The sequence below is a fragment of the Candidatus Enterococcus ikei genome, assembly GCF_017316105.1.
GTDB classification, from domain to species: Bacteria; Bacillota; Bacilli; order Lactobacillales; family Enterococcaceae; genus Enterococcus_L; species Enterococcus_L ikei.
Genome location: NZ_JAFLWD010000033.1, coordinates 16,002 through 42,668 on the forward strand (window position 1 = coordinate 16,002; position 26,667 = coordinate 42,668).

Consider the following 26,667-nt stretch of genomic DNA (forward strand, 5'->3'; position numbering starts at 1 on the left):
CCAATTTAATAGGGGAGTCTGAACGAGTGATTCTTTTTCTGTCTAAATTAGTAACTATAAGACAACTTTTTTCCATTTACGTATCTTGGTTCTAAAGTTTGTGAATGGTGCAACCGTATTGATATGGACCCATTTATATAATGGCCACATTGCTTTGGTGGTAGCGTAATTTCTCTGTCCCGCTTCAAACAACTCTTGATCTGAAAGTGTTGCTAACCAAGCACATACCTCAGCGACAGATTCTCTTAGCATTTCTCTTTGTTCAGCAATGCTGAATTTTCCATATTTTTCATAAAAAGATTGATACAATCCACCTAAATTATTCCATTTATACTCTGGAGTCGGCGTTTGGACGACTTTTCCAGCTTGCTCATCTTTCTCCCATTGCAAAATCAAATTCACCCATCCAAGCTGATAAGATAAATTTTCGGAAGGTGTTTTGTCTACTTCTTCACTTCTTGTATCTTTTAGTGATTCAGGTATTTGTTCAAACTCATCATCATATTTCTCATATCTTTTTTGTATCTCGTCAATCAATGCTTGCTTCGTCTCATATGTACGCATGACGCCATCCCTTTCTGTCCAATCTTTCTGTCTTCTGTTTATTTTAAACCTTGTCATAATGTCAAAGTCAAGTGTATAGTTATAAATAGAAATCTGACCATTTATTTAAGGAGGAAACATGTTTAAAATCAGCGAGTTCTCCGAGTTGACGAATATCAGTCCACGTATGCTGCGGCACTATGATAAGCTAAATTTATTAAAGCCAAAAATTACGAAAAAAGACAACGGCTACCGCTACTATACACCCGAACAAATCAATCAGGCGAATAGAATTCTCTCACTTAAAAATGTTGGCATTCCCTTAAAAGAAATCGCCATGCTTTTAGATAATCCCGTGGAACAAACTAATTATTTAACCACACATCGCAAAAAACTGGAAACTGAATTAGCTGAAAAAAAACTTCAACTGGCTTATTTAGATTGGTTAGAAGAAAAAAAGACAACTTCAACAATCGAAGCAGTCAACCATCCTGTAGAAACAAAAAACATGAATGATATGTTCGTTCTTACTTACCGAGAAAAAGTAGCTTCTTATTATCAAGAAGAACAGCTTTGGCAGAAATTATTTGCTGGAATAAAAACAGAAGATTTGCCAGCACTCAGTCGATCTATGGCTGTCTTTCATAATGATTCTTCTGAAATTATTGATATTGAAGTCATGATCACAATTCCTGAAAAACTCAAAACGATTTATCCGACAGCAAAATTTTTTTCTCCTGGTTTGATTGCTTCTGTTGTGACTAGTGGTGCTTATTCGACAATGCCTAAAGTCCATGAGGATATGCGTGAATGGCTTAGATTGAATGAATACGTCCTTGCTGGAGATATCTTTACCATTTATCATTCTAGTCCTGCTACAGAAGAACGAGAAGAATTATATATTACGGAAGTTTGTTATCCAATAAAATGAAAACTACCCTAGCATGTTACGATAACTCTGCTAGGGCGCTTTTTATTTTCTATGTCCTTTTAAAATTTTCTCTATCACACTAAACTCTTTATCTAAAAGAATCAAGTCAGCGTCATATCCTACTTCGATCTTTCCTAATTTCTTTTCTCCTAAAATAACGGTTGGAGTGGTTGCTCCCATTTTGATTGCATCATCAAGCGGAATGCCCATTTCTACACTTAGTCTAAGTGCTTCATTCATCGTAACTGTGCTAGATGCCAAGGTGCCGTCTTTTAAGCGAGCAACACCATTTTCCACCTTGACTTGGTGACCGCCAAATTCATAAGCGCCGTCACCCACACCCATAGCTTGCAACGCATCTGTAATCAATATAACTCCATATGCCCCTTTTATTTTATGCAATAAACGGACGATTCCCGGATGTAAATGAATACCGTCAACGATTGCTTGAACACTAATATCATCATTTTCAAGCGCTGCCGTAACTAACCCTGGTGCCCGATGATGGATTGGCGGCATGGCATTGAAGCAATGAGTAATATGTGTTGCGCCATGCTGAAAAGCAATCTGAGCTTCTTCATATGTTGCATCAGAATGCGCAATTGCAACGACAACATTTTTTTCTTTTAAATAGGTGATCAATTCTAAACAGCCTGGCAATTCTGGTGCTACCGTAACCATTTTGATCAACTCACCTGCTCGATCAAAAATCGTAGCCATTTCTTTTAAATCTGGGTTTCTTAAATAAGTTGGATCTTGCATGCCTTTTCTTTTTACGTTTAAATAGGGACCTTCTAGATGAATACCTAAAATTTTTGCTCCCTCTTCTTGTCCGATAACTTCTTTAGTCCGATCGATCATCGTCAATAATGCATCTAAAGAAGATGTAACAGATGTGACTAAAAATCCCGTACAGCCAGTTTCTAAACATTTTTTCGATACTTCTTGAATGCTTTTTGTAGTCCCATCCATCATGTCAAAATTATTGGCACCGTGGATATGAACATCGATCATTCCGGGAATCAGCAATTGACTTTGACCATCTAAGCTTTGATCAACTGCTGTATTGGAAAATGTCTTATTTTCTGCTGCCTCGATTGCTAAAATGGTTTCATTTTCGATTAAAATATCAACTAATTCTAATCCTGTTTCTTTACTTATGGTTACGTTTTGAATGAGTGTTTTCATTTTTCTCCACCTTCTACAAGTATGATTGTTACTTCGTCTTTTTGTAATTGAGCAGTGATTGTTTTCGGCAATGGTTTATCTGTGATCAATAAATCGATCTCTGAGAAATCTAGTTTAAAGTTTGTTGTATTTCTGACTTTAGAGTTGTCGATTACAACGCAAGTTTTTTTGGTATTTTTAATAATTGTCTGTTTTAATTCGATATCTTCTAATTCTGAGTAAAATAAGCCTGCCTCGTTGATACCGGACGCTCCGATAAAAGCAATGTCAAAGTAAAAATTCGTTAACTGAGTCATCACTGATGTGCCATGAAGCAAATGAGAGCTAGGATTAAAGTAGCCTCCTAAAAGAAAGACTTCTTGTTGCTTATTCACTTCTGTCGCTGATATGGCATTATCGATGGAATTGGTGACGATCAGGACATTTTCTTGGGTAAGTTCTTTGGCAATGAATTGAACGGTTGTTGAAACATCTAGCCAGATTGTCTGGTCGACACTGATTTTTTCTACTGCTTTACGAGCGATTTGGATTTTTTCTTGGCTGTTCACAACTAAACGATTGGAATAATCTTCGATTTTTGTCTTGATGATTGGTAGCGCAATACCGCCACGATACCTTTCTGCCAACCCTTCGTTGACGATCAATAAAATATCGCGGCGAATGCTGTCTTTAGAGATTTTGAAATAGTCCGCTAATTCGGTAGCTTCTAGTTTTTCTTTTTCTTGTAGTAACTCTAAAATTTTTGCGATTCGTTCTTTTTGATTCATACGTTACCTCCTGATTTATTCTGAGTATAGCAAATATATCTACATTTGCATAATAATAAGTTTTTATAAATAAAATATAAGTTTTTTTAAGTTATTAAAAAAGAGTCCTATATAGGAACTCTTTTCACTGCTATCTTCATTTGATGATCAATCTTATATAAATTTGGCTGACTATAGACATAGATAAAATCATATTGCTGTTTCGTTCTTTTTCTGTAAATGTGTTTGGCTAATTGCTCAATGCTTTTTTCATCCTCACCAAAGACAAAGATGAACAAATTATTTTCTTTGTATATTTTATAATTCCCACTTTGGAGTTTTCCAGCTTTGTTATCATACGCTTCAATCAAATTAAAGAGTGAATGCCAGTTAGCAATTGAAATGGCGACCTCTTTCTTCGAGTTATCGGGTAACGGTAGATTGATTCTAAGAACCTCATTTCCGTATTTTTCCTTGATAATTCCAAGGATTTGCTCATCGTTATGTACATTGATCGCATCCAACTGCAAAGCTTTCAGCACACTTTCTTTTAATGACTGTGTCACTTCTACACCGATATTTTGTTTTGGATTTTGAATATCTGGTTTATCTAAAAGAATCGCGGATTGGTATTTTTCCGGTTCTGCTTTTTGAAGAATTTCCAATGCTTTTCGTTCATCTGGACGTTCCATCATAGCCATATGATCGCTCCTGTTCTTGCTTTGTTATAGTTAGGGTATACTATGTTTTGAGATAAATCAACTTGAGAAATTTCATATAGGAAAATAGAGCAGGGCAAAAAACAAGTATCGTTTTTTGTCCTGCTCTATTTTATTTTTATCGATTTGGTAAAGGTTCTTTTGATAGATAGTCATGACTTCAACGATACGAAGTCACTTTCTTTTTCTTATTTAGGCATTACATCAGCCGGAATTGCAGATTGATACTTTTTACCGCCAACTGTTGCTTGATGTTCTGCTTTCGCTTGTGCTACTAGTTCTGGATTCGTCAATAAATCGTAAGCAGTCGTTGCAATTGTTTTTCCAGCTGCTAACAACCCCTTATGCGCTACTGATGATTTACCATTAGCCACCCATTGCCATGAATGTGGCGGAGTTCCTTGAGGTTCACAGCCAACCAAGACTTGGGCTGTCGGACAAACCCAGCTAACATCGCCAACATCCGTTGAACCAGAAGTGGCATTTGAGAAGAATAATGGACTGATTTGATCTAAGACTGGCATTGTTCCAAGTCGCTGAATCTCTTCTTCACTAGCCGCTGGGTTACTTTGTCTCGCTCTGGCAACTAAACTTTCTTTCGTTGCCTCATTTAAGCTATCATAGTATCTTTGGCTATATTCTTGATCTTCTTTTGTTAAATTCAAGTTACCGAATTTTTTTAAGTTTTCATACATTGCTGTTGTCATCGCTTGGTTTGGCAGATAATTGGCACAGGCAGAATCAAAAACGATTTCCAGCTCTGTTTCAGTCATCAAGGCTGCACCTTCTGCGATTTTATTGACGCGTTTGTAGATTTCTTCTGCTTGTTCTAGTTTTGGCGCGCGGATAAAGTAATATAAGCTAGAGGTTGGCTGAACCACATTGGCAGATTCGCCGCCAGCATCCATAAAGGCGTAATGAATACGACCTTCATCAATGATATGCTCACGTAAAAATTGTACCCCAATATTCATTAATTCTGCTGCATCAAGCGCACTACGACCTTGTTCTGGAGCGGCGGCTGCATGAGCTGAAACGCCTTTAAAGTTATAATAAATTTGGTAAACTGCTAAACTGCTCAATCCCCAAGCCATACTTGTATCCATTGGATGCCATGAAAGTGCCACATCAAGACAGTCAAACACGCCATCTCTTGCCATAAATGCTTTCCCATAGCCACTTTCTTCTGCTGGACAACCAAATAACTTGATTGTGCCTGACAAACCATCTTTTTCCATTAAATCTTTTACACCAATAGCGCCTGCTAAAGCACCAGTTCCTAGTAAATTATGTCCACAGCCATGTCCATTGCCGCCTTCATGTTCTGCTTTTTGTTCACCCAAATCAGCCACTTGGCTTAGGTTTCCTAAAGCATCATACTCAGCTAAAATTCCGATAACTGGATTTCCACTACCGTATGTCGCAACAAAAGAATGTTGCATATTGGCAACGCCCTTTTCAATGGAGAAACCTTCTTTTTCTAAAATTTCAAGAAATGGTTTAACCGATTCGGTTGTGGCAAATCTTGTTTCTGGTGTACCCCAAATCTGATCTGCTGCGGCGATAAATTGGTCTTTTTTTGCGTCAATTAATTCTGAAATTTGTTGTTTTGCATCCATTCTTAGTTCTTCCTTTCTTTTCTGTCATCAGTTTTCTATTTAATTTAAATCATACAGTTTTTTGATTAGCGATCTATCCCAAATAATTCTTTAGCGATTCGTTTTCCTGTTTTTGTTCCAGCTAATCCACCAATACCCGTTTCACGAATATCAGCTGGCATACTCCGACCAACACGATACATTGTTTCTACCACTTCATCTGCGGGGATTTCACTTTGGATTCCTGCTAAAGCCATCTCTGCTGCACTGATTGCATTTGATGTTCCACCAGCATTACGTTTGATACAAGGGATCTCTACTAAGCCTGCCACTGGATCACAAGCTAAACCGATCAAGTTATTTAAAGCAATCGCAAAGGCATGACTCGCTTGTTCTGGCGTGCCTCCTGCCATTTCTACTAAAGCTGCTGCTGCCATGCCAGATGCCGAACCGATTTCAGCCTGACAGCCGCCTTCTGCACCAGAAATCATAGCATTATTCGCTGTTACAAACCCAAAAGCCGCGGCTGTAAATAAAAAGTGCAGCATATCTTCACGCGTTGAACCAAATTTTTCACTAAACGCTAACAAAACGCCTGGAACAACACCCGCTGATCCTGCTGTTGGTGTAGCACAAATCATGCCCATCGCCGCATTCACTTCATTGGTCGCTACTGCGTAACATAAAGCTTTGACGAAGGTATCATCCGTTAAGACGGTTTTTTTATCTAGATATGCTTGCAGTTTTTTCGCATCATATCCAGTTAAACCTGAGTGCGAGCGAACACCTTGAACACCTTTAGCTGCCGCTGCTTCCATTGTTTCTAAATTTAAGGTCATTTGATTCATGATGTCTGTTCTAGTACGTCCAGAAGTCTCAATTTCCTGAGCGATCATGATTTCGGATATTTTACACTGCTGCTCTTGTGCTCTGTGCACAAGTTCTTCTATTGATTCAAACAAAAAATTCACGTCCTCTAATTTAGCCTGTCGTTGGCAAGACTGCTGTTATTCCCGGTATTTCTCTGATTTTTGCTACTAACTTTTGACTAATATCACTGAGCGTTTCCACAAAGAAAACTGTCTCTTGATTTAATTGCTGAACTTCCACAAAAGCAGGACTTTCCAACGCATCTTCAACACATGGAATCGCTACGTTTGACTGATCGGTGGTAAAAACTAAGCCATTGCCTTGATCTTGATTCAACAAGGTTGAATGATGATTGATCTCAGTCAACTGGATACTGCCTCCACCAATCGAAATAGCTGTTAAATTCAGCTTTTCTTGTTCATCTATCAACTCTAAATTCACCGTATTGGCATGTTCTGTTGCTTTTGGACTAACTAAAAATTCGATAAAAACTCCTTGTTTCTCAGCAATTTTAATAGCTTCTGGAATTCGTTCATCATGTGTTTCAAAACCTAAAACCCCTGCAACGATCGCAACTGCTGTACCATGTCCTTTATAGGTTTCAGCGAATGACCCATAGAACGTCACGATCAATTTTTTAGGTGTATGCTTATACAGTTCTCTTGCCATATTACCGATTCTGACCGCTCCAGCTGTGTGAGAGCTGGAAGGGCCGACCATGATTGGACCGATGATATCAAAGGCACTTTTATATTTAAATTTTTTGTCTGACATTACGCTTCTTTTTTCACTCCTAATACACAAAGTCCGCAAAGTAAACTAGCTGCTGCCATGAAGCCAAATGCTAGAGTAAATGAACCACCAGCAGCTTTGATCAATTGTCCTAGAATCATGGGTGCTAAGAAACCACCTAAAGTACCGCCAGTATTGATGATTCCGATGGAAGAACCAATGATTGATGGGTCCATGATTTTATGCGGCCAAGTGAAGATCGCTGTAAAGGCACTAACTGAAACCATACTCACCGCGATCAAACAAATCATTGATAGAACTAGATTATTCGATGCCACAAAGGCGGCAACTAAAATCGCTGCTAAAACGGTCGCACTAAGGATAAACATACGCTCTTTACCTAAAAATAGTTTAGATAATAATGCACCCGCAAACATTGTTGCTGCTGTTTGGAAGACAGCATTAACTGCTAATAAATAACCAATTGTTTTAATATCAATGGCGAATTTTTGTGCTAAGAAACTTGGCAACCAAGACATGTTTCCATAAAGTAAAAAGTTCAATAATAACATGGCTACAAATAGAACTAATACATTACGGTTTGTGATAACCTGACTAAATTTGATGGCAGGTTTATTGTGTGTACCAGCTTTTGCGCTCGCTGCTTGTTTAGGAACAAATAGCCCTACAAGAATCAATGCAACCGCAAATAATGTTCCTAATGCTAAGTAACCATAACGCCAATTTGCATTGATTAAATTCGTTCCTAACGTAAAGGCTAAAATTCCACCGATACCTGATGTGGATAAAATCAATGATTGAATAAAGGTTCTACGTTCTTGCGGAAAATTATCAGCAATGGATTTTGAACAACTTGGTGGATATCCTCCATGACCAAGACCTGCAAAAAAGCGGATGACCATAAATAACATTAAACTACTAACTGCCCCAAATGCGAATGAGAAAATTGAAATAATTGCTAGTGACAACATTAAGACTTTTTTTGCTCCGATTTTATCTGCTAACCAACCTCCAGGAATTTGCATCAATGAATATCCTAGGAAAAAGAACGACATGATCATCCCTGTTTGCCCAGCGTCCAAATTAAACTCTTTGGCCATTGGCAAAACAGCTGTGGAAATCATACTCTTATCCATATAAATCATCGAGTAACCAGCCATTAAAGCGAAAATCAACCCTGCACTGCTTTTGTTTGCTACTGTTTTTTCAACTTGTGTTTCCATTTTTTTCCTCCATTTGTTCAAATATAAGAAAACGTTTTCTATACATTTATTATATTCAATAATTCACAAATAAAAATTACTTTAATTGCTTGATATAGTCTTAATATTTTGAATGCTGAAAGAAATACAACAAAAAAAGCAAAAAAGAACTAGTCTCTTTTGCTTATCAGAACTTTGTTTTATTTTATTTTCTTTTAACTTCACCTGACCGCCGTTCTTTGACTTCATGTTCTTCAGATATATTTTTCTGCTGTTGGGCAACATCGTATACTCTTGTGGTGCGATCTTGATTCATTCCTCCTGTCCCAGTATTGACCATTTTTCCCCAACCGTTTTTGACAGGATTTTTACCTTTTGCCCGTAGCACATCGTTTTTTTCTCTAATTCTCTTATACTTTTTTCTTCGTTGATCATCAAAAAAATCTGAAATTTTCTCCCATAATTTCAATGTAATTCCCCCTCCTACTTGTAATCTAACTGCTTCTTTCAATCAGTACAATGGCTGAAACAAATACAACTGGCATGCATTCAAGGTCAATGTCGCTTCCAACTCATAGCCCAAGGAATCGATTCGCTCTTTTTTCAGCTCGAATTTAGGAACAATCTTTTGCTCCAAATATTTCTGCAGCTCATGATCCAATTCAGCTTGACCACCAACTCTGATCCAATCATTATAAATTCCGCCATGATCTTTATCCAAAACATATTCCCGAATCAAATAATCTCCTACAGGTAATTCTTGCAACTGAACCTTCACTTTTTTGGTTTGATACTGCACTTGAAAGCTGTCCACTGAATACAATGGATCAAGGTAACTGGAATTATAAAGTAACAGCTGATATTGTCCTTGATTTCGTGTCAAAATATAGCCATCTCCACTAGCAACTAGCTCGCCATTTAGATGATTCAAAAAGCGCAGTGAAAAAAAGAGCGGACGTCTTAATTCTTCGTAAAGAAAAACTGATAAGCTACTATCTTCGCGTGTATGAGTCTGTCGTTCCTTCACCTTGATGTTCAACCAAAAAGCAATGCCCGTCACTTCCTCAGACAACTCAACGATTGATTCCAAAATCAACGCTGAACGGAAAAATGTTCCTGAGAAGGTATTGCCTTCCCCAACTAATGTATTCCAATCTGTCAAAAAAATTTCTGGTACCCAATCTGAAACACTAAGTTTTTTATCTGTTTGGCTTGTTGCAATCACTGATTTTACTCTGCTTAAAATTTCTTGCTGATAATTTTTAAAGTGCAACGCATGTTCCTCTTTGATTGCTCCTGATGCATAAGGATCCGCATGAAAACTAATAAATTCCGGTAAACAATGTTGGCTGGCCTGCTCGTGAATAAACGCTTGATATTGTTGATAGTCTTTTTCAGCTAGCGAGCGTAGTGACATTAAGCCCAACTTACATCCAGGAACTAATTGTTTCAACTTACGATAAAAATAATGATATCCCCAACGACTGCCTTCATTCCAGCGCCCACTTACTTTAGGTAATGACCATTGAATATACCACTGATTTACTTCATCTCTGCCATAACGATTCAGGAAATGACGAATTATTTTCAGCTGCTTATCACACCATAACTGAACCTCTTCTTTTTCAGTATATGTTTCAGGTAAATAAAGTTGGATCATCGGTTTCAACTGGATTTTCACTAAAAAATCGAACCATTGATTGTTTAAAATATACTCTGATACCAACAAAACATCATTATCAAAATTCGTCTCTTCACAAAAGCCTTCAAATTGGACTAAATCAAAAGCTAAATCTTTTTGTAAAATACACAATTCACGTTGAACGCCATTGGCCAAACCTTCTCCAGCAGGTCCGATTTTTATGATTTTTTTGCTCCGGTGATATGTCGGTTGTGTTTCTTTAGGTAAAATCAATTGCAGTCGCTGCTCAATTGCAGCATTTTCATCCTCAATATCTTTTTCAACTAAATACTTCGCAAGCTCTTGCAGTGCAGCTGCGCCTGCGATTTCTTGATAATTCCCATCTTCTGACGTCTTTTGCTCTTGATCTTTTGCCAACGAGTATTTTTTACGGTAATTCGCTGGTGTTAGTCCATACTGTTTTTTAAATACTTGGTGAAAACTTTTAGCATTTGAAAAACCACTGTTCAACGCCACTTTGATAACGGATTGTGAGGTCAAAACTAAGGCTTCTGCGGCATGCATCAAACGGATCTGATTTAAATATTCAGTAAAGGTGACCCCCACTTGCTTTTTGAAAGAACGAGACAAATGATAATAAGATATGCCGCTATTTTCAGCTAACATTTCCAGTGAAATCGGCTGGTCATAGTCTTTTTGGATCTGCTCCAATAATCGATTCATCCGATCATCTGTTAAATCAGCAGTAATTTGCGGGACAGCAATTACTTCTTTTTTGAAATTTTTCACTAATTGTGTCAGCAGAGTAAATAAGTGCTGATAAATCTCTAGTTCTGTTTCTTCATTTTGCTTAAAATAAGCGGCCATTAAATGAACCAATGCCTCACGCAACTGCTGGAATTTTTCAGTATCGATGGTTTTGGCGTTTGCTGTAGAGCACTCGATATATGGTAGCCAGTTCTCTTTAAATTGTGATGTGATCGGTGTTCTAGAGATCCGCAAAGATAATAACAAGTTCTTATCTGAACTCTTGATTTGAAACTGCTGACGAGGATTAATGACTAATATATCATCTTTATGCAGCTGGTAATCCTTTTCTCCAGTCGTGACGACCATACTGCCACTAAGCATAAGAAACAACGTTAAATAATCACTGATTTGAGGCGGCGCATAACTGACTTTCATCAATGCTAGATGAAAAGGAAATTGTTTAGATTCTCCCATAAATTTAGCCTTCCTTGCTTGTTTCTGATTTGTTTAACAAAATATAGCATCAAATTAGCATTCAAACAAGTTGTCTTTTTAACGAATAATTGTCTATACTATGGATAATTTCAAATAAGATTTGTTTTAAGATGGGAGGAAACAATGAAAATCAGTCAAGGTGATGTCTTTAGAAGAAGAGAACGTTTAATTGAACGATTAAATGAAGGACAAAGTTTAACAGTCAATGAGCTTGCTCTATTCTTTAACGTTTCGGCAGTAACGATCAGACGGGATTTGTTATTTTTAGAAAAGAAAAAGATGATCGAACGCTTTTACGGCGGTGTGCGAATGATACCTGCCCAGCCATTAAAACAATCAATTGAAGCAGACAACCGACCGTTTCCAGTAACTGCTTTGGTTGAAAAAATCTTACCCTTTTTAGTGAATGATACGCAACTTTTTATTGGAGCAGGTCGTTTTTCCTCAGACTTGATTCACGCGCTTTCTTTTTACGATATCGCAATTTTAACCAATGATGCTTCTGCTATTTCTATCAATCCCCTCGAAAAAAAGGCATTGATTGCTATCAGTGGTGGTGAATTGGAAAAAAATACAACGGCTCTTGTTGGTGATTTTGCAACGCATTCCTTCAATAAGATCGAAGCTGACCTTTGCATTATTGAAGCCGCTGGTTTTAATACCCATGAAGTAACAACCAAAACATTGAATGAATCTTTTGTTTATCGCACGATGCTCCAACATACCAAAGGACTTAAAATCGTTTATACGCCATCTATTCATTTAGAAACAGTGAGTTCATTTATGATCGATAGAACGTTTTTATTTGATACATTATTTACTGATTCAGCGATTCCACCCACTATTTTAGCAAGCTATCAAACACAAGGAATCCCCGTTAAAGTGTTATTTGAATAAAAAAGGTATACTGGATAGGTTAGCTTTTTTAGAGTAAACGATAAAATGAACACAAGCACCCTCTCAATCTCACTTCTCGAACTGTTCATAAAAATTCTTTCATGAACAGTTCTTTTGATTGTATTGAAATTACTCAAGCAATCACTTATTCTAAAGCCAAAGAAAACGCTTTACAAAAAATATAGAATGGAGAAACCAATGACACATACATTTCCAGAAAATTTCCTATGGGGCGCATCTATTTCCGCCCATCAAACCGAAGGCGCATATAACAGCGACGGGAAAGGCCTGAGCGTTCAAGACACTCGCCAAAGAGATAATCATGAGATTGCTGATTTTACAGTAGCAGTAGATCACTATCATCATTACAAAGAAGATATTCGATTATTAGCTGAAATGGGCATTAAAGTTTTTCGCTTTTCAATTGCTTGGACACGAATTTTCCCAAATGGACGAGGAGAAATCAACCAAAAAGGATTACAGCATTATAGCGATGTCATTGATGAATTACTAAAATACGGTATTCAACCTTACATCACTTTGAACCACTTTGATTTACCTCAAGCTTTAGAAGATGAAGGCGGTTGGGGTGTGCGCAGTACCGTAGAGGCATTCAAGATTTATGCGGAAACGTTGTTTGAAGCTTACGGTGACCGTGTAAAACATTGGCTAACGATCAACGAACCAAACATCATGCTTTTGGTAGATAAAAAAATCCTAGGCAAAGAAATTCCTCTGCAAGAAAAATATCAACAATTTCATCACCTAATGATCGCTGAAAAGTATGCATTTAAACATTGCCATGAATTGATCGAAGGTGGACAAATCGGACCCGTTCCGAATATTTCTCTTGTGTATCCAGCAACGAGCAAACCTATGGATAATCAAGCAGCACTTTATTTTAATAGCGTTCGTAATTGGGCCTATCTGGATTTTTCTTGTTTCGGCCGATACAATGCTGTGTTTAAAGACTATTTAAACCGTAACAATATCACGATTGAATTTGCTACTGGCGATCAGGAATTGATGGAAAATAACTTCCCAGATTTCGTTGCTATGAATTTTTACACCACCGTTACTGTCGAAAAACCAACGGAAAAAGACGGCATGGCAAATGGAATCAGTGACCAGCAAAGTGAAGATATTATGGAATGGGGATTTTATAAAGGCTTCACCAATCCTTATTTGAAGAAAAATGAATTCAACTGGACGATCGATCCTGATGGGTTAAAAACAACGCTTCAAACGCTTTACGATCGTTATCATTTACCGATCATTATTACCGAAAATGGCTTAGGGGCAAAAGATGAACTAACAGCTGACGGAAAAATTCACGATGCTTACCGTATCAATTACTTGGAGCAGCATATCGACCAATGCTTACAGGCCATCAAAGCAGGTGTTGACTTGATTGGTTACAGCCCTTGGTCTGCAATCGATCTGATCAGCGTTCATGAAGGTATTAGCAAACGTTACGGCTTTATCTATGTAGATCGTACTGAACATGATGAAAAAGAACTCGCTCGCTATAAAAAAGACAGCTTTTACTGGTATCAAACATTGATCAAGACCAATCAACTGCCCTCTTAAAGAAAGGAGAAAAAAATGAATAAAGTATTTACATTTTTAGAAACAAAACTAATGCCCCCTTTGAATAAAGTTGCAAACTTGCGCTTTATTCGCGCGATCATGCAAGCTGGGATCATTACGGTTCCGTTTACGATTGTTGGATCGATCTTTCTGATCATTAACAATCTGCCACAGATCATTCCGCCACTCGCACCGTTTTTTGAAAACACGATTTTGAAATTTGCACCAATTTATAGCGTGGCTACCACAATGTCGATTGGATCGATTGCCATTTTTTACTGTTTAGCAACTGCTTATTATTTAACCGATATTTATCGGAAAGAAGAAAGTGACGGGCTAAGTAGTTTTGTTGGGGCGATTTTAGGGTTATTTGCCTTTTTAATGACGATCGTACAAACAGATATCGTTGATGGCGGTGCGCAATTGATTCAATCAGAAAGTGAAACATCGATCGTTTATAATGGGATCGCACTTGGCGGCTGGATTACTCGTTTTAGTGGTGTTGGTATTTTTATTGGGATCATCACTGCTGTGATTGCCACCCAAATTTACCGTTGGTGTGTGAAAAAGAATATTACGATTCGGATGCCAGAAGGGGTTCCTGATGGTGTAAGTAAAGCTTTTGCTTCATTGATTCCTGCTATTTTTATTGCGTTTGTAATGTTATTTATCAATACAATTTTGGCAGTATTCCATACTGATTTACATGGATTGTTGTCAAAACCGTTTGAGTTTGTTAAAGATTTGACGGGTTCTTGGTTGGGAATCATTGTAATCATGTTGTTGATCCATCTACTTTGGGCTGTTGGGGTTCACGGAACTGCCGTGATTAAAAATAGTTTTATCAATCCGATTTTATTGGTAGCATTGACAGAGAATATTGATGGCGGTTCGAATATTTTTGCTGGAGATTTCGTCAATATGTATATCTTTATTGGTGGTGCAGGTAGTACGCTTGGATTGGTTTTATTGATGATTTTTGTAGCAAAATCTGATCAGTTGAAAGTACTTGGTAAAGCGGCGGTGCTACCTGGCTTGTTTAATATCAATGAGCCAGTGATTTTTGGGGCACCAATCGTCTATAATCCTTATTTAATTATTCCGTTTATTGTAACGCCTTTGATCAATGTGACCATTGCTTATTTTGCTACTTCTCTTGGATTGGTGAATAAAGTGATTACTGGAATTCCTTGGATTTCGCCTGTGGGGATTGGAGCGTTTCTGGGAACTGGCGGCGATTTTCGAGCGGTGGTGATTGCGTTGATTAATTTGGCGGTTTCGATCGTTTGTTATTATCCGTTTTTCAAGATGTATGATGGGAAGTTGTATGGAGAGCAGATGGCGGCTGTGGAGAAGAATTAATTTAAATAGAATATAGATAAAAAAGATAGCAGTTCTATTACAGAATTTGCTATCTTTTTTCTATTCATATTTTTTCATTCCCCATAAATCCTAGATACTGTATATCTATTAATCAACGGCGTCAACAAGTTCATGACTAAAATCGCCACACCGATTCCACCAGGCAAGTCTAAAATAATTCTCAAAACCACTGCCAAAACACCACAGCCGATAGCAAAAATATACTTCCCTTTATCCGTCAGCGGAGAAGTTGTATAATCTATCACCATAAAGACCGCCGCAAAAAACAACGCCCCACTCAACAAATGAGCATTGGCAAATGAGAAATTAAATCCGCTATATAACAACATAGTGATATAAAATGAGCCCAACGTGAAAACAGGAACCAACGGATTAATGATTCTTCGTGCAATCAAATAAATCGCTGATAAAAGCAAAGCAAACTTACACGTCTCCCCAATCGGCCCACCTAACCCAAACCCCATAAATAAATCAAACAAATCCGGTGTAGTTGGTGAAACCTCTCTAGCAAAATTGCCTAAGTCAACCAATGGCGTTGCTGTTGCTACAACATCAGGTTGTGGTGTGACCCAATTCGTAATCCAAGGTGAGAAAAATAATTTCAATAACACACGAGCAGCAACCGCTGGGTTGAGCCAATTTCTGCCAATACCGCCAGTCAATTGTTTAACGACAACAATCGCAATAAAATCTCCAATAAGCAAGGTCCATAAAGGTGCCGTCACAGGTAATGTCAACGCCAACAACCAACCTGTGATTACTGCACTATAGTCGTTTATCGTCACTTTCTTGTGAACTATTTTCTGAAAAGCAAATTCCAGTCCTACACAGGCAACAATACTTACTACTACCATTACTAATGACCACCAACCAAAAAAGTAAGTAGCCGCAATCGTTGGAAACATCAACGCAATCAACACTTGTTGCATGATCCACTGAGAGGTCCATTTTTCTCTAATATGAGGGCCCATAAATGGCCCTGTACTTGTATATTCTTTATTTACCATCATCGACTCTCCAATACTTTTTGCTTCGCTGCCCGAATATCACTTAAAATATCGATTTTTGACGGACAAATGTACGAACAAGCACCACAATCAATGCAATTCAACACACCTAAACGCTTTGTTTCTTCAATATCTCCTGCTCGATATGCATTACTGATCGATATTGGTTGTAAGTTGACTGGACAAGCATTTACACATTCTGAACAACGAATACAATTTTGTTCTTCAGGAATTTTCGCTTCCTCTTTGGTCAAAGCAAGGATCAAAGACGTTGTTTTCGTTACTGGTTCATCTAAATTTTGGATTACTTTCCCCATCATTGGTCCACCATTGATCAGTTTCATTGGACTTTCGATAAAACCTCCGCAGGCTTCAATTACATGCTCCACTGGCGTCCCGATTCTTACTCTTAAGTTTTTGGGATGTTTGATTGGGGTGCCAGAAACCGTCACGACACGATCGATCAATGGTCGGTTTTCTTTCAATGCATGAAACGTTGCTAATACAGTCGACACATTTATGATTCCCACATTTAAATCGATCGGTAATTTCCCGGCTGGCAATTCTTTTCCAAGGACCGCTTTAATAACGATCTTTTCAGCTCCTTGAGGATAGTGATTCGGTAAGATTTTCAGCTTGATACGATTATTATCGATTTTTGCTTCCAGTTTTTGAACTGCTTCTTCTGATGAACTTTCTATTGCGATCACACATTGCTTGATCGATAACATCTCTTGCAGCATATTGATGCCTTCGATAAAGTCATTCATCTGCTCGATAATAATTCTTCTGTCAGCTGTCACAAAAGGCTCACATTCTACAGCATTTACGATCAATGTTTCCATTTGTTGGTGTTCCTTCAACAAGAATTTTACATCCGTAGGAAAACCAGCTCCACCCATTCCGACGATTCCGTTGTTTTTGATTGTTTCCACTAAGTTTTCATTATTTATTTGCGGTATTTCATATGTATCTTTAAAATCATTTTTGATGATCACCACTGACACTTCCGCGGTACCGATGATTCGTTGCTCGATTTTTTCAACAGTCCCTGAAATTGAGCTATGTATGTTGGCTGAAATCAAGCCATCTTTTGCGCCGATCATTGTTCCTATTTTCACTTGTTGCCCGATAGAAACAACGATTTTTGCGGGTTTACCAATATGCATATTCATTGGTAAAATAATCTGTTTTGGTGAACTTAGTTCTGTAATTGTCTCTAGTTTTGTCAACCACTTGTTTTTGGCGATCCTAACGCCGCCTAGTTTTCTTTTTATTCTAAAAAACATTGATTTACCTTCCTTCTAATTAAAACTATTTCTCTTATTTGTAAATAAAAAAGTAGTAGACCAACGCAATCGCTACAACTACTAATTGGATCGTTAAGCCCCAGATTTCGTATTTTTCTCTTTTCATGATTGCTCCTTTTTATTGTTTTACTATGTATAACCCGTTAAATTCAGCATATCATCAAACGATAGGCTGTATAGTTAATTTTTTCCGACAATTGTCTAAAGATGACCTTGCAAATTTGTAGAAAAATCAATTATTTTTATACAAATTCTGATAAAACGTTTACTTGTTCATTTGGCAAAAAAAACCTTAATGTATTAATTAAACAAAAATGTTAACCATCCAATATTTTCTGTTATAAGACTAATTTTGATATTTTAGACAAAAAAAACCGACAAATATTGTTTTTCTGCATTTTTACATACAGAAAAACAATATCTGTCGACTTGGGGTCAGTGATTGATTTTAACGACGTTTCGTTTCAAACAATGGACTAACTGGTTTATTTTCATGGATACGTTTGATCGCATCGCCAATCAATTCTCCAACGCTAACTTCATCGATTTTTTCTATTTTTCTGTCATCAGAAAGATAGATAGAATCTGTTACTACTAAACGTTTGATTGCTGATTCTTCGATACGTTGTAATGCAGGTCCTGATAACACTGGATGCGTACATGATGCATAAACTTCTTTAGCTCCTGCTTCTTTCAAAGCATTCGCTGCTAATGAAATCGTCCCAGCAGTGTCGATCATATCATCGATCAAGACACATGTTTTTCCTTCTACATGTCCAATAATATTCATAACTTCTGCAACATTTGCTTTTGGACGGCGTTTGTCGATGATGGCAATTGGTGATTTCAAATATTCCGCAAGTTTACGGGCACGAGTCACACCACCATGGTCGGGAGAAACAACAACAACGTCATCTCCTTGAATGCCGTGTTCCATAAAGTAATCTGCGATCAGCGGCGCTCCCATTAAGTGATCCACTGGAATATCGAAAAACCCTTGAATTTGAACGGCATGTAAATCCAATGTCAACATTCTAGTCGCTCCTGCTTTTTCAATCATGTTTGCAACAAGTTTTGCTGTGATTGGTTCACGGGCACGAGCTTTACGATCTTGACGCGCATAGCCGTAATAAGGCATCACAACGTTGATTGTTTTAGCACTAGCACGTTTCAATGCATCGATCATGATCAACAATTCCATCAAGTTATCATTGACAGGGCTGCTTGTTGATTGGATGATATACACGTGAGAACCACGAATACTTTCTTCGATATTTACTTGAATTTCACCATCACTGAATTGAGTGACAGAAGATTTTCCTAGTTCAACACCAACAGCTGCGGCGATTTTTTCCGCTAACGGACGATTTGAATTAAGAGAAAAGATCTTCAATCTTGGATCAAAATAATGTTTTGACATGGGGACCTCCACTTTCTTTTACTGAACAATAGTTTCCTTTTAAATAGTAGTCACTTTTCGGAAATAAATCAAGTGATTTTTGCATTCTGTTATCATTTAGTAATAATCAGCTTATTTTTTCACCAAAATAACAAGTTCTTAAAAAAATCAATGTCCATTTATGACAATTTTAGTATTTTGACCAATTCATGTCAGTCCCGCTTATCATTCATTATCTTGTTCCTAATTCTAGCCAGCGGTTATTATTTAGTTTAGCAACTACCATAGCTATAATTGCTATTGCAAGTATATACAAAAAGACAGTTAGATTATCTTCAATGCCTAGAAATGCATCAGAACTTTCTAAGAATGCACCAACTTTTCCATATAAATCATTTGAAGCATCAAAGATAGCAAAAAAGCGAAGTAGGCCCCCAATTGACACAAACACAACCGTAATGATCCAATAAAGTAAGCTAAAACCTATTGATAATAATATATTTGCCATTAACAAACTAATCAATGCAACAATCAATATATACTGAATCGCAACCATTGAAAACAAGAAAAACATTTGTAAGAAAACTGAAAAGTCCTTAAAAACAGCTGAAATAATCAAAAGGATGCTAAAAATTATTCCCAATGTCTCAACAACTAACGTCAAAACTTTTTTACAGTAGAAAGTAAAGCTATTATCTTTCATCATTCGATAAAACAAAATAGTTTTTCCAGAATATTCTTTGTTGATAAAAAATGCAACTAGAAAAGCAAACATCAAAAAACCAAATTGTGTGAATACCGTGTATGTGCTAAACAAATATTCCCGATAAGTCAGGCTGCTTACTTTGTCGATTCCAACTGGTAAGATCCAACCCATTAAAAATGTAGCTAGTATCACAGCGAGTAAAACAAATACGATCTTATTAGATATAGTTCTTTTTATTTCCAATTCATCACCCCTCAATATACGCTTTTATGACGTCATCTTGCTGTTCAAAACTAGTCATTTTAAGGTCTTCAATAAGATAGTAATTCCCACCTAAATTTTTTAAATCTGACAAGTTATGTGTAATATTTAAAATGAATTTTTCTGGTTGCTCAGCAACATATTTATTTAAAAATAGATAGATATCGTTAATTGTTTGTTTATCTAGAGCATTTGTAATCTCATCAAAAACAATAATTGATTTATCTTCCAATAAAAACGACAATAGTTTCAATTTTTGCTTTTGCCCATCACTCAATTGTCCAATCAATGTATTCATTGATATATTTTCAACATGTAGAGAACTAGCTAAATGTTCTACTGAATCTGCTCCAAATCTTTTTCTTAAAATAGCTAATAACTCTTTACTGCTCAAATCATTAGGAACATTTGAAAAGCTTGAAATTATCGTAACATTATCACTTATTTCAGGTGTTATTAAACCGCTCATATTCAGCAATAAATCTTTAGCAAACTGTGATTTACCTACCCCATTTTTTCCTAAAATATGATTGATTTTCCCCTTAACAAAGGAAAAATTTGTGTTTTCTAACAACGTTTTATTTTTTACTTTCAAATTATAATCATTAAATGTTAACAACATACATCACCTCACAAAAACCAACTAATGACTGTCCAAACGGCTAACAAAATGCTGATACCTTGTATCGTTTTTACAATCATATGGTTTTTTCTCTTATTATCTAATTCGTCTATATTAAATAGCGTAATCAATACTTTGTATCCATCTGAATTCAGTATCGGAAGTAAGTTCCACAACAACGCGTATGAAAAAAATATAAATGCACTATCAATCGTTTTACTACTAAAAAACAAAAGATTAACTATCTGAAATAGATTGATTATCATATAATTGGTAACCAAACCAGCAAGATGAACAACTATTTTTTCTGTTTTGGATAAAAGATAAACTTCATTCATTTCGACATAAACAGCTGGGAAAACATAATAATTCAGTTTGAATCCTACTTTTTGATGTTTTCTCCCCATATAATTTAAAGCTTTTATGTGACCCATCTCATGTGTAAATATATTAAACAAAAGATAGCCAACTAAAAAAAGATAAGCTAAATAATCACTGATAGGTATCGCTTGAATACTAACATCAGCATAATTTAATAAAATAAGATTGCTGATAAGTAAAAATACGAATAAAAAAACAAATAAAATAAAAGACAATCCATGCACTTTGGGAATATACTCAATTAGTGAACTCGATATCGATTTCGGCAAATTATTAATTTCATTTTTTAAATACACATTGTTTTCTATGTCTTTGATAAATACATACTCTTCAACAAATATTTCATATTGATTATCTTTATATTTATAACATTTGCTCATAATATTCCCTCATATAAGGTGTAAATAGCTTGATATTCTCTTCTGACTTAAATAATTGACGACAAATTGTACAAATAGAGGAGAATTTTTCTTCAATCTGTATATGAGAAAATTCTTGATTGTTCATAGCAATCTCAATAAACCATCTAAAACCTTCTTTTCTCATAATATATAATAAAAGATTAGCATTCATTTTCTCTATGGTTTTATCAAAACTTTGACAAGGTTCATCATTTAAAATCAGCGCTGTATCAAAGACTGCAGGCGAACAACACGGATAGACATTACCATCAAAGTGATAGACAGGCTCATACCCTGGACACTCTAACTGCTCAAGATTATCTATTGAATAAATTTTTTGAAACTCACTATTATCCATATTTTCAGCTTCACCAACTGGAATTAGTGGGAATTTTGTCAAAGGTATACCCAAAGCTGCTTCATCCAATTCCTCAATGATTTGATTTCCCATATTGCTATTGCTTACAGCAATGTTTACAACAACTTGAACTGCGGAATACTTTCTACTTTCTTCTAAAATATTCTTGATATATTCTGTCTTGACAAATTTTGCATGAAAATCATCATGACTAATCGAAAGATTCGTTACGCCTAATCGTGTCATATCCTTAAAATAAGAGTTGACTTTTTCAACGTTTCCTCCCCAGAAACCATTTGAAATCAATGTGCTTTTTTTCTCATATGAATTGACTATTTCTAGTAATTCTTTTAAAAAGGAATAGTTTAAAAAAATTTCTCCTCCAGTAAATGAAATAACTTTTACTTTTAAATCCTTTGAAAAACTCTTCACTAATTCGATAATTTCACTTTTGTTCAAGGACTCTTTTTTACTAGGAGAGCATGAAAAACAACAGTGTTCACAAGTTGCATTACATCGCGCTCCTAAATTTATTACAACACTTTCATACAAATCCTTCACCATCCTATAATCACTACAACAATCAAATAAATAAAAATTAGACAGCTTTCAATTGAAAAAACTCAAATGAAAACTGTCCAATTATGTTACATAGATGTACAGAGAATGCTGAAAATTATTTTCCAGATCCTGCAATCCAAGCTCCACCTTGAGACTTAACAAAATACCATAAGTCATTGACCTTAGCTAATTTTTCTGACTTTTCAACCAATTCTTTCATTTCTAATTCTTTCATGAGAAACCCTCCATTGTGTGTTTTTTCACATTAATTGTGATTAATTAATTATAACAAAGTGAAAAATGATTGTAAATAAAATATTACAATTAATTATAAGTAACATTCAATAACATTTCCATTCAGATTATAATGTAAAATTTTATTAAACATTGTGCTTATTTCATTTTTTTTGCTTCGAAGTCAATTATTCAATACATTTTCTAATGACAAGTCAATATATATGTATTATTATTATGGATAGCCACATAATGAAAACGCATTCTCGTTCATTTGAATAGGCTTTCATTTTAATAATGTGTCTAAAATGCAATGAAACAAGGAGGAATTTTGTGAAAAAGTCAGTTTTGAAAAAAGTACAACTTGGGTTACAGGTATTAATGGTTTCCACTTTACTCGCAAGTACGAATGCAGTTACGGCATTAGCTATTGAAGCAACGTCAAGTAGTGAAACCCAATCAACAGAAGCATCCGTTTCAGAAAGTCCTACTGTTTCAAGTACCAAACAAGAAGTCGCCCAAAAGACAGCGGCGGAAACAATCAGTACTCCACAAAAATTGACGATTTTAGGTACCTCTGATGTCCATGGCCAACTTTGGGACTGGTCGTATGAGGATGATAAGCAAACGCCTGTCGGTCTTTCTCAAGTAAGTTCTGTTGTAAATAATGTCCGCTCAGAAAATCCTAAGGGTACTATTTTGATTGACAATGGCGATATGAATCAAGGAACTATTTTAACGGATGATCTTTATAATAAAGCGCCTTTGATCGATCAACCAAATCCAATGATCACAGCAATGAACTATATGAAATATGATGCAATGGTTTTGGGGAACCATGAGTTTAACTTCGGCTTGGATTTGATCAAAAAACTTAATACTGAGGCAAATTTCCCAATTTTATCTGCTAACACGTATGTAAAAAACTCAAAAAGCCGCTTTGTTGGCGGAACCATGAAAAAAGAGATTGATCTAGATGGTGACGGCACAAAAGACTTAACGGTAGGAATCATTGGTCTTACCACACCACAAATTCCTTTATGGGACGGCGCAAAAGTGGAAAGTCTTAATTTCATCCCCTTAAAAGAAGAAGCTGAAAAAGCTGTTGCCGAATTAAAAGGCGAAACAGATATCATTATTGCTTCAATACATGCTGGTCGACAAAGTTCTGATCCAGCCGCTAGTGCCGATGAAGTTATTAACAACGTTGCTGGCATTGATGCATACATTTTAGGTCATGACCATCGCTCGTTCGCTGAAAAGCTACAAGGTCCAAATGGGTTAGTTCCTGTAGCTGGTCCTAAAGACACTGGTGTTGAAATGGTACGAATCGATCTGGATATCGAAAAATCAAACGACAAATGGCAAGTTAAAAATAGTAATGCTGCTATCATCAACACCAAAACAGTTCCAGCAGATGAAGGATTAAAAGCCGAAACAAAAGCTTATCATGATCAAACTAGAAATTTCATCTCTGAAAAAATCGGGACAGCTTCTGGAAACTTTTTACCTCCAGAAGAAGTGAAGGGAATCCCTGAAGCTCAATTACGCCCAACAGCAATGATTTCTCTGATCAATAATGCTCAAAGAAAAGCAACAGGTGCTAAACTTGCTGCCTCTGCACTTTTTAAAGCAGACAGTAAATTAAATGCTGGAGATATTTCTTATTCCAATATTTTTGATATCTATAAATATCCGAATACATTAGTCAGCGCCAATATCACTGGAGAAAATCTGCTAAAATACATGGAAAATCAGGCGGACTATTACAACACACCTGGTCCTGATGACCTAACAATTAGCTTCAATGAAAAAATTCGTGTATATAATTATGATGTATTTTCTGGTATTTCCTATAAGATTGATATTTCCAAACCTCATGGGAAACGCATTATCAATCCAACAATTGATGGGAAAGCCGTTGACCTTCAGGCGACCTACACAATAGCGATAAACAACTATCGCTATGAAGGCTTATTAGCGCAAGGAATCGTCAGTGGTGAGCCAGTTTATAATTCAGATCCCGAAACTCTTCGAGGATTAATCGCTGATTATATTCGAGAAAAACAAACCCTTGATCCAGCAGCAGAAATCGAAAATAACTGGGAAGTAATTGGATATGATTTTGACAAAAATTGGCGTGATGTAGCTGTTAAATTAGTCAATGACGGTATACTGCATACAGAACCTGCAGCAGATGGACGAACGCCCAATGTGAAACCAATTACTAAACAAGATGTGATCGATGCAGGATATCAACCTGAACCAGAGCCTGAACCTGAATCTAAAGCAATCACGATTATGCATACCAATGATGTTCATGGGCGGCTAGAAGGCAACGGTAAAGATGTTTTAGGTATGGCACGTTTGAAAACCTATAAAGACCTAATCCAACCAGAACTATTAATCGATGCAGGCGATGCTTTCCAAGGACTGCCGATTTCTAACTTTTCTAAAGGCATGGACATGGTCAAGGCGATGAATGAAGTTGGCTATGATGCGATGGCTGTTGGAAATCATGAATTTGATTTTGGTTATGACACTGCGATGAAGTATAAAAAAGCATTGAATTTCCCAATTCTTTCAAACAATACGTTTAAAGATGGAAAACTAGCCTTTGAGCCTTACAAAATCATTGAAAAAAATGGAAAAACTTATGCGATCATTGGTGTTACAACACCAGAAACAGCAACTAAAACTCATCCAAACAATGTACACGGTGTAACATTTAAAGACCCAATCACGGAAACAAAAAAAGCGATTAAGGATATTCAAAAAGATCATGCCAAACAGATTGATGCTTATGTTGTTACTGGACATTTAGGTATTGACGAAACGACACCTCATGAATGGCGTGGTGATACGTTGGCAGAAAGTTTGAGCAAAGAGTTTTCAGACTTGAATATCACAGTCTTAGATGGACACTCTCATACAGCTGTGAACGGTGGAAAACCATTTGGAAATGTGATGTACACGCAAACGGGGAATTATTTGAATAATGTTGGTTTAGTGACTGTTGATTTAACTGATTTGAGTAAAAAAACAGCATCCTTAACTCCAGCTGATACACTTGCCGACTTAGCAGAAGATCCAGCTGTTAAAGCAATTGTTGATGCAGCTCGTGCAAACTTTGAAAAAGAAAATTCAAAAATAATCATCGAAAATAATCCTTATCAGTTCAACGGTGAACGTGATAACGTACGAACACGAGAAACCAACTTAGGTAACTTGATTGGCGATGCAATGTTCGCTTACGGACAAGACGGATTTAAAAATCCGACTGATTTTGCTGTAACAAATGGCGGTGGGATTCGTGCAAATATCGAACCTGGAAAAGTAACTTTAGGCGATGTTATTGCTGTGATGCCTTTTGGCAATACCATCTCTCAAATAGAAGTAACTGGGGCACAGGTCAAAGATATGTTTGAATTCTCTCTTCGTTCGATGGCACAAAAAGACGAAGCTGATAATGTCATCTTAGATGAATACAACCAACCAAAACTTGGCGCAAACGGTGGTTTCCTTCACGTATCTAGTACCATCCGAGTTTACTATGATTCGACGAAAAAAGGTTCATTGATGCCTGCAGACGAAGGAAATGGAACCGACAAAACAATCGTTGGTGAACGGATATTGTTCATTGAAGTTCAAAATAGAAAAACTGGTACATTTGAACCTATTGACAAAAAAGCAACTTATCACATGGCTACCAATGACTTTTTAGCAGCAGGTGGCGATGGTTACGATATGCTTGGTGGAAAACGAGATGAAGGCCCATCCTTAGATACAGTTTTGATCAATCATTTAAAGAAAGCATCTAATCTACGTATCTACAACGCTGCAACAAATATTGATCTAGCACAATACAAAGAAGCCTTCCCAGGTGAACGGATCATTTCTATTTCAGAAGCTGAGTTTAATAAGCGAATCACAGATACTGAAAAAGAAAAACAAGGCGAAGTAAAAACACCAACCCTTGCGAAAGATCTTCCAAAAACAGGCGAAAAAATCGTCTCTTATGTAAGTTTAGGTTTGATATTCTTAGGTATTTCTGGATACAGCTTTTATGAACATAACCGGAAACGGAAAGTAGAGTAATTAAAAGAAGCAAGCTGACCGC

The 26,667-nt window shown here is 36.5% G+C and carries 23 protein-coding genes; 5 read left to right on the forward strand and 18 right to left on the reverse strand.

Annotated features, from left to right (window positions below; all coding sequences use genetic code 11):
* Window positions 1–54: 54 nt before the first annotated feature.
* Window positions 55–564, reverse strand: a complete 510-nt coding sequence (locus JZO69_RS12565) for a ClbS/DfsB family four-helix bundle protein (RefSeq protein ID WP_207113218.1) — start codon at window positions 562–564, stop codon at window positions 55–57.
* Window positions 565–682: 118 nt separating this feature from the next.
* On the opposite strand from JZO69_RS12565, the gene JZO69_RS12570 reads away from it, so the two are divergent.
* A complete protein-coding gene (locus tag JZO69_RS12570; RefSeq protein ID WP_207113219.1) occupies window positions 683–1,474 on the forward strand; it encodes a MerR family transcriptional regulator in 792 nt (263 codons plus the stop codon).
* A 42-nt stretch (window positions 1,475–1,516) separates the two neighbouring features.
* On the opposite strand, the gene nagA is transcribed toward JZO69_RS12570, so the two are convergent.
* The 9 genes from nagA to JZO69_RS12615 all read right to left on the reverse strand — a co-directional run bounded on the left by nagA (window position 1,517) and on the right by JZO69_RS12615 (window position 11,416).
* A complete protein-coding gene (gene nagA / locus JZO69_RS12575; RefSeq protein WP_207113220.1) occupies window positions 1,517–2,662 on the reverse strand; it encodes an N-acetylglucosamine-6-phosphate deacetylase in 1,146 nt (381 codons plus the stop codon).
* Complete coding sequence (locus JZO69_RS12580; protein ID WP_207113221.1) at window positions 2,659–3,429, reverse strand: DeoR/GlpR family DNA-binding transcription regulator; 771 nt, start codon at window positions 3,427–3,429, stop codon at window positions 2,659–2,661. The genes nagA and JZO69_RS12580 overlap by 4 nt, the downstream gene beginning before the upstream one ends.
* A gap of 107 nt (window positions 3,430–3,536) precedes the next feature.
* Window positions 3,537–4,109 (reverse strand): hypothetical protein, encoded by a 573-nt coding sequence (locus tag JZO69_RS12585; protein WP_207113222.1) that lies wholly within the window; start codon window positions 4,107–4,109, stop codon window positions 3,537–3,539.
* Between the two features lie 206 nt (window positions 4,110–4,315).
* Window positions 4,316–5,746 carry an amidohydrolase gene (locus JZO69_RS12590; RefSeq protein WP_207113223.1) on the reverse strand — a complete coding sequence of 477 codons (1,431 nt, stop codon included), beginning with the start codon at window positions 5,744–5,746 and terminating at the stop codon, window positions 4,316–4,318.
* Window positions 5,747–5,811: 65 nt separating this feature from the next.
* The gene (gene sdaAA, locus JZO69_RS12595) at window positions 5,812–6,687 is read right to left on the reverse strand and encodes an L-serine ammonia-lyase, iron-sulfur-dependent, subunit alpha (RefSeq protein WP_207113224.1); all 876 of its coding nucleotides are present in this window, start codon (window positions 6,685–6,687) and stop codon (window positions 5,812–5,814) included.
* A 19-nt stretch (window positions 6,688–6,706) separates the two neighbouring features.
* On the reverse strand, window positions 6,707–7,369 hold the full coding sequence (gene sdaAB / locus JZO69_RS12600; protein ID WP_207113225.1) for an L-serine ammonia-lyase, iron-sulfur-dependent subunit beta: 663 nt from the start codon (window positions 7,367–7,369) through the stop codon (window positions 6,707–6,709).
* A complete protein-coding gene (locus JZO69_RS12605) occupies window positions 7,369–8,571 on the reverse strand; it encodes an MFS transporter (protein ID WP_207113226.1) in 1,203 nt (400 codons plus the stop codon). Before JZO69_RS12605 ends, sdaAB begins: the two co-directional genes overlap by 1 nt.
* Window positions 8,572–8,755: 184 nt before the next feature.
* The gene (locus JZO69_RS12610) at window positions 8,756–9,019 is read right to left on the reverse strand and encodes a hypothetical protein (protein WP_207113227.1); all 264 of its coding nucleotides are present in this window, start codon (window positions 9,017–9,019) and stop codon (window positions 8,756–8,758) included.
* A gap of 42 nt (window positions 9,020–9,061) precedes the next feature.
* On the reverse strand, window positions 9,062–11,416 hold the full coding sequence (locus tag JZO69_RS12615) for a helix-turn-helix domain-containing protein (protein ID WP_207113228.1): 2,355 nt from the start codon (window positions 11,414–11,416) through the stop codon (window positions 9,062–9,064).
* A 144-nt stretch (window positions 11,417–11,560) separates the two neighbouring features.
* Between JZO69_RS12615 and JZO69_RS12620 the strand changes: the two genes are divergently transcribed.
* The 3 genes from JZO69_RS12620 (at window position 11,561) to celB (ending at window position 15,286) form a co-directional block, all read left to right on the forward strand.
* Complete coding sequence (locus tag JZO69_RS12620) at window positions 11,561–12,334, forward strand: DeoR family transcriptional regulator (protein WP_207113229.1); 774 nt, start codon at window positions 11,561–11,563, stop codon at window positions 12,332–12,334.
* A 198-nt stretch (window positions 12,335–12,532) separates the two neighbouring features.
* The gene (locus tag JZO69_RS12625; protein ID WP_207113230.1) at window positions 12,533–13,924 is read left to right on the forward strand and encodes a glycoside hydrolase family 1 protein; all 1,392 of its coding nucleotides are present in this window, start codon (window positions 12,533–12,535) and stop codon (window positions 13,922–13,924) included.
* A gap of 15 nt (window positions 13,925–13,939) precedes the next feature.
* Window positions 13,940–15,286 (forward strand): PTS cellobiose transporter subunit IIC, encoded by a 1,347-nt coding sequence (gene celB / locus JZO69_RS12630; protein ID WP_207113231.1) that lies wholly within the window; start codon window positions 13,940–13,942, stop codon window positions 15,284–15,286.
* A 74-nt stretch (window positions 15,287–15,360) separates the two neighbouring features.
* On the opposite strand, the gene JZO69_RS12635 is transcribed toward celB, so the two are convergent.
* The 8 genes from JZO69_RS12635 to JZO69_RS12675 all read right to left on the reverse strand — a co-directional run bounded on the left by JZO69_RS12635 (window position 15,361) and on the right by JZO69_RS12675 (window position 22,548).
* Window positions 15,361–16,314 (reverse strand): RnfABCDGE type electron transport complex subunit D, encoded by a 954-nt coding sequence (locus tag JZO69_RS12635; RefSeq protein ID WP_242586812.1) that lies wholly within the window; start codon window positions 16,312–16,314, stop codon window positions 15,361–15,363.
* On the reverse strand, window positions 16,314–17,603 hold the full coding sequence (rsxC, locus tag JZO69_RS12640) for an electron transport complex subunit RsxC (RefSeq protein WP_207113233.1): 1,290 nt from the start codon (window positions 17,601–17,603) through the stop codon (window positions 16,314–16,316). The genes JZO69_RS12635 and rsxC overlap by 1 nt, the downstream gene beginning before the upstream one ends.
* A 469-nt stretch (window positions 17,604–18,072) precedes the next feature.
* Window positions 18,073–19,044, reverse strand: a complete 972-nt coding sequence (locus JZO69_RS12645) for a ribose-phosphate diphosphokinase (protein ID WP_207113234.1) — start codon at window positions 19,042–19,044, stop codon at window positions 18,073–18,075.
* A 211-nt stretch (window positions 19,045–19,255) separates the two neighbouring features.
* Complete coding sequence (locus JZO69_RS12650; protein WP_207113235.1) at window positions 19,256–19,972, reverse strand: peptide ABC transporter permease; 717 nt, start codon at window positions 19,970–19,972, stop codon at window positions 19,256–19,258.
* A 4-nt stretch (window positions 19,973–19,976) separates the two neighbouring features.
* Window positions 19,977–20,612, reverse strand: coding sequence for an ATP-binding cassette domain-containing protein (locus JZO69_RS12655; protein WP_207113236.1), 636 nt, complete (start codon window positions 20,610–20,612; stop codon window positions 19,977–19,979).
* 8 nt (window positions 20,613–20,620) lie between these two features.
* Window positions 20,621–21,373 (reverse strand): hypothetical protein, encoded by a 753-nt coding sequence (locus JZO69_RS12665; RefSeq protein ID WP_242586814.1) that lies wholly within the window; start codon window positions 21,371–21,373, stop codon window positions 20,621–20,623.
* Complete coding sequence (locus tag JZO69_RS12670; protein ID WP_207113237.1) at window positions 21,357–22,316, reverse strand: YydG family radical SAM peptide epimerase; 960 nt, start codon at window positions 22,314–22,316, stop codon at window positions 21,357–21,359. Before JZO69_RS12670 ends, JZO69_RS12665 begins: the two co-directional genes overlap by 17 nt.
* 112 nt (window positions 22,317–22,428) lie before the next feature.
* Complete coding sequence (locus JZO69_RS12675; RefSeq protein ID WP_207113238.1) at window positions 22,429–22,548, reverse strand: epipeptide YydF family RiPP; 120 nt, start codon at window positions 22,546–22,548, stop codon at window positions 22,429–22,431.
* Window positions 22,549–22,880: 332 nt separating this feature from the next.
* Here JZO69_RS12675 and JZO69_RS12680 point away from each other — a divergent pair, with 332 nt between their 5' ends.
* Window positions 22,881–26,645, forward strand: coding sequence for a 5'-nucleotidase C-terminal domain-containing protein (locus JZO69_RS12680; RefSeq protein ID WP_207113239.1), 3,765 nt, complete (start codon window positions 22,881–22,883; stop codon window positions 26,643–26,645).
* Window positions 26,646–26,667: the final 22 nt, after the last annotated feature.

Coding starts and splice junctions, on each gene's coding strand:
- JZO69_RS12665 (WP_242586814.1), bottom strand. CDS start 21,373: ATGAGCAAATGTTATAAATATAAAGATAATCAATATGAAATATTTGTT.
- JZO69_RS12675 (WP_207113238.1), bottom strand. CDS start 22,548: ATGAAAGAATTAGAAATGAAAGAATTGGTTGAAAAGTCAGAAAAATTA.
- JZO69_RS12625 (WP_207113230.1), top strand. CDS start 12,533: ATGACACATACATTTCCAGAAAATTTCCTATGGGGCGCATCTATTTCC.
- JZO69_RS12645 (WP_207113234.1), bottom strand. CDS start 19,044: ATGTCAAAACATTATTTTGATCCAAGATTGAAGATCTTTTCTCTTAAT.
- JZO69_RS12620 (WP_207113229.1), top strand. CDS start 11,561: ATGAAAATCAGTCAAGGTGATGTCTTTAGAAGAAGAGAACGTTTAATT.
- JZO69_RS12635 (WP_242586812.1), bottom strand. CDS start 16,314: ATGGTAAATAAAGAATATACAAGTACAGGGCCATTTATGGGCCCTCAT.
- celB (WP_207113231.1), top strand. CDS start 13,940: ATGAATAAAGTATTTACATTTTTAGAAACAAAACTAATGCCCCCTTTG.
- sdaAB (WP_207113225.1), bottom strand. CDS start 7,369: ATGTCAGACAAAAAATTTAAATATAAAAGTGCCTTTGATATCATCGGT.
- JZO69_RS12570 (WP_207113219.1), top strand. CDS start 683: ATGTTTAAAATCAGCGAGTTCTCCGAGTTGACGAATATCAGTCCACGT.
- JZO69_RS12615 (WP_207113228.1), bottom strand. CDS start 11,416: ATGGGAGAATCTAAACAATTTCCTTTTCATCTAGCATTGATGAAAGTC.
- rsxC (WP_207113233.1), bottom strand. CDS start 17,603: ATGTTTTTTAGAATAAAAAGAAAACTAGGCGGCGTTAGGATCGCCAAA.
- nagA (WP_207113220.1), bottom strand. CDS start 2,662: ATGAAAACACTCATTCAAAACGTAACCATAAGTAAAGAAACAGGATTA.
- JZO69_RS12590 (WP_207113223.1), bottom strand. CDS start 5,746: ATGGATGCAAAACAACAAATTTCAGAATTAATTGACGCAAAAAAAGAC.
- JZO69_RS12655 (WP_207113236.1), bottom strand. CDS start 20,612: ATGTTGTTAACATTTAATGATTATAATTTGAAAGTAAAAAATAAAACG.
- JZO69_RS12580 (WP_207113221.1), bottom strand. CDS start 3,429: ATGAATCAAAAAGAACGAATCGCAAAAATTTTAGAGTTACTACAAGAA.
- JZO69_RS12565 (WP_207113218.1), bottom strand. CDS start 564: ATGCGTACATATGAGACGAAGCAAGCATTGATTGACGAGATACAAAAA.
- JZO69_RS12670 (WP_207113237.1), bottom strand. CDS start 22,316: ATGGTGAAGGATTTGTATGAAAGTGTTGTAATAAATTTAGGAGCGCGA.
- JZO69_RS12585 (WP_207113222.1), bottom strand. CDS start 4,109: ATGGCTATGATGGAACGTCCAGATGAACGAAAAGCATTGGAAATTCTT.
- JZO69_RS12605 (WP_207113226.1), bottom strand. CDS start 8,571: ATGGAAACACAAGTTGAAAAAACAGTAGCAAACAAAAGCAGTGCAGGG.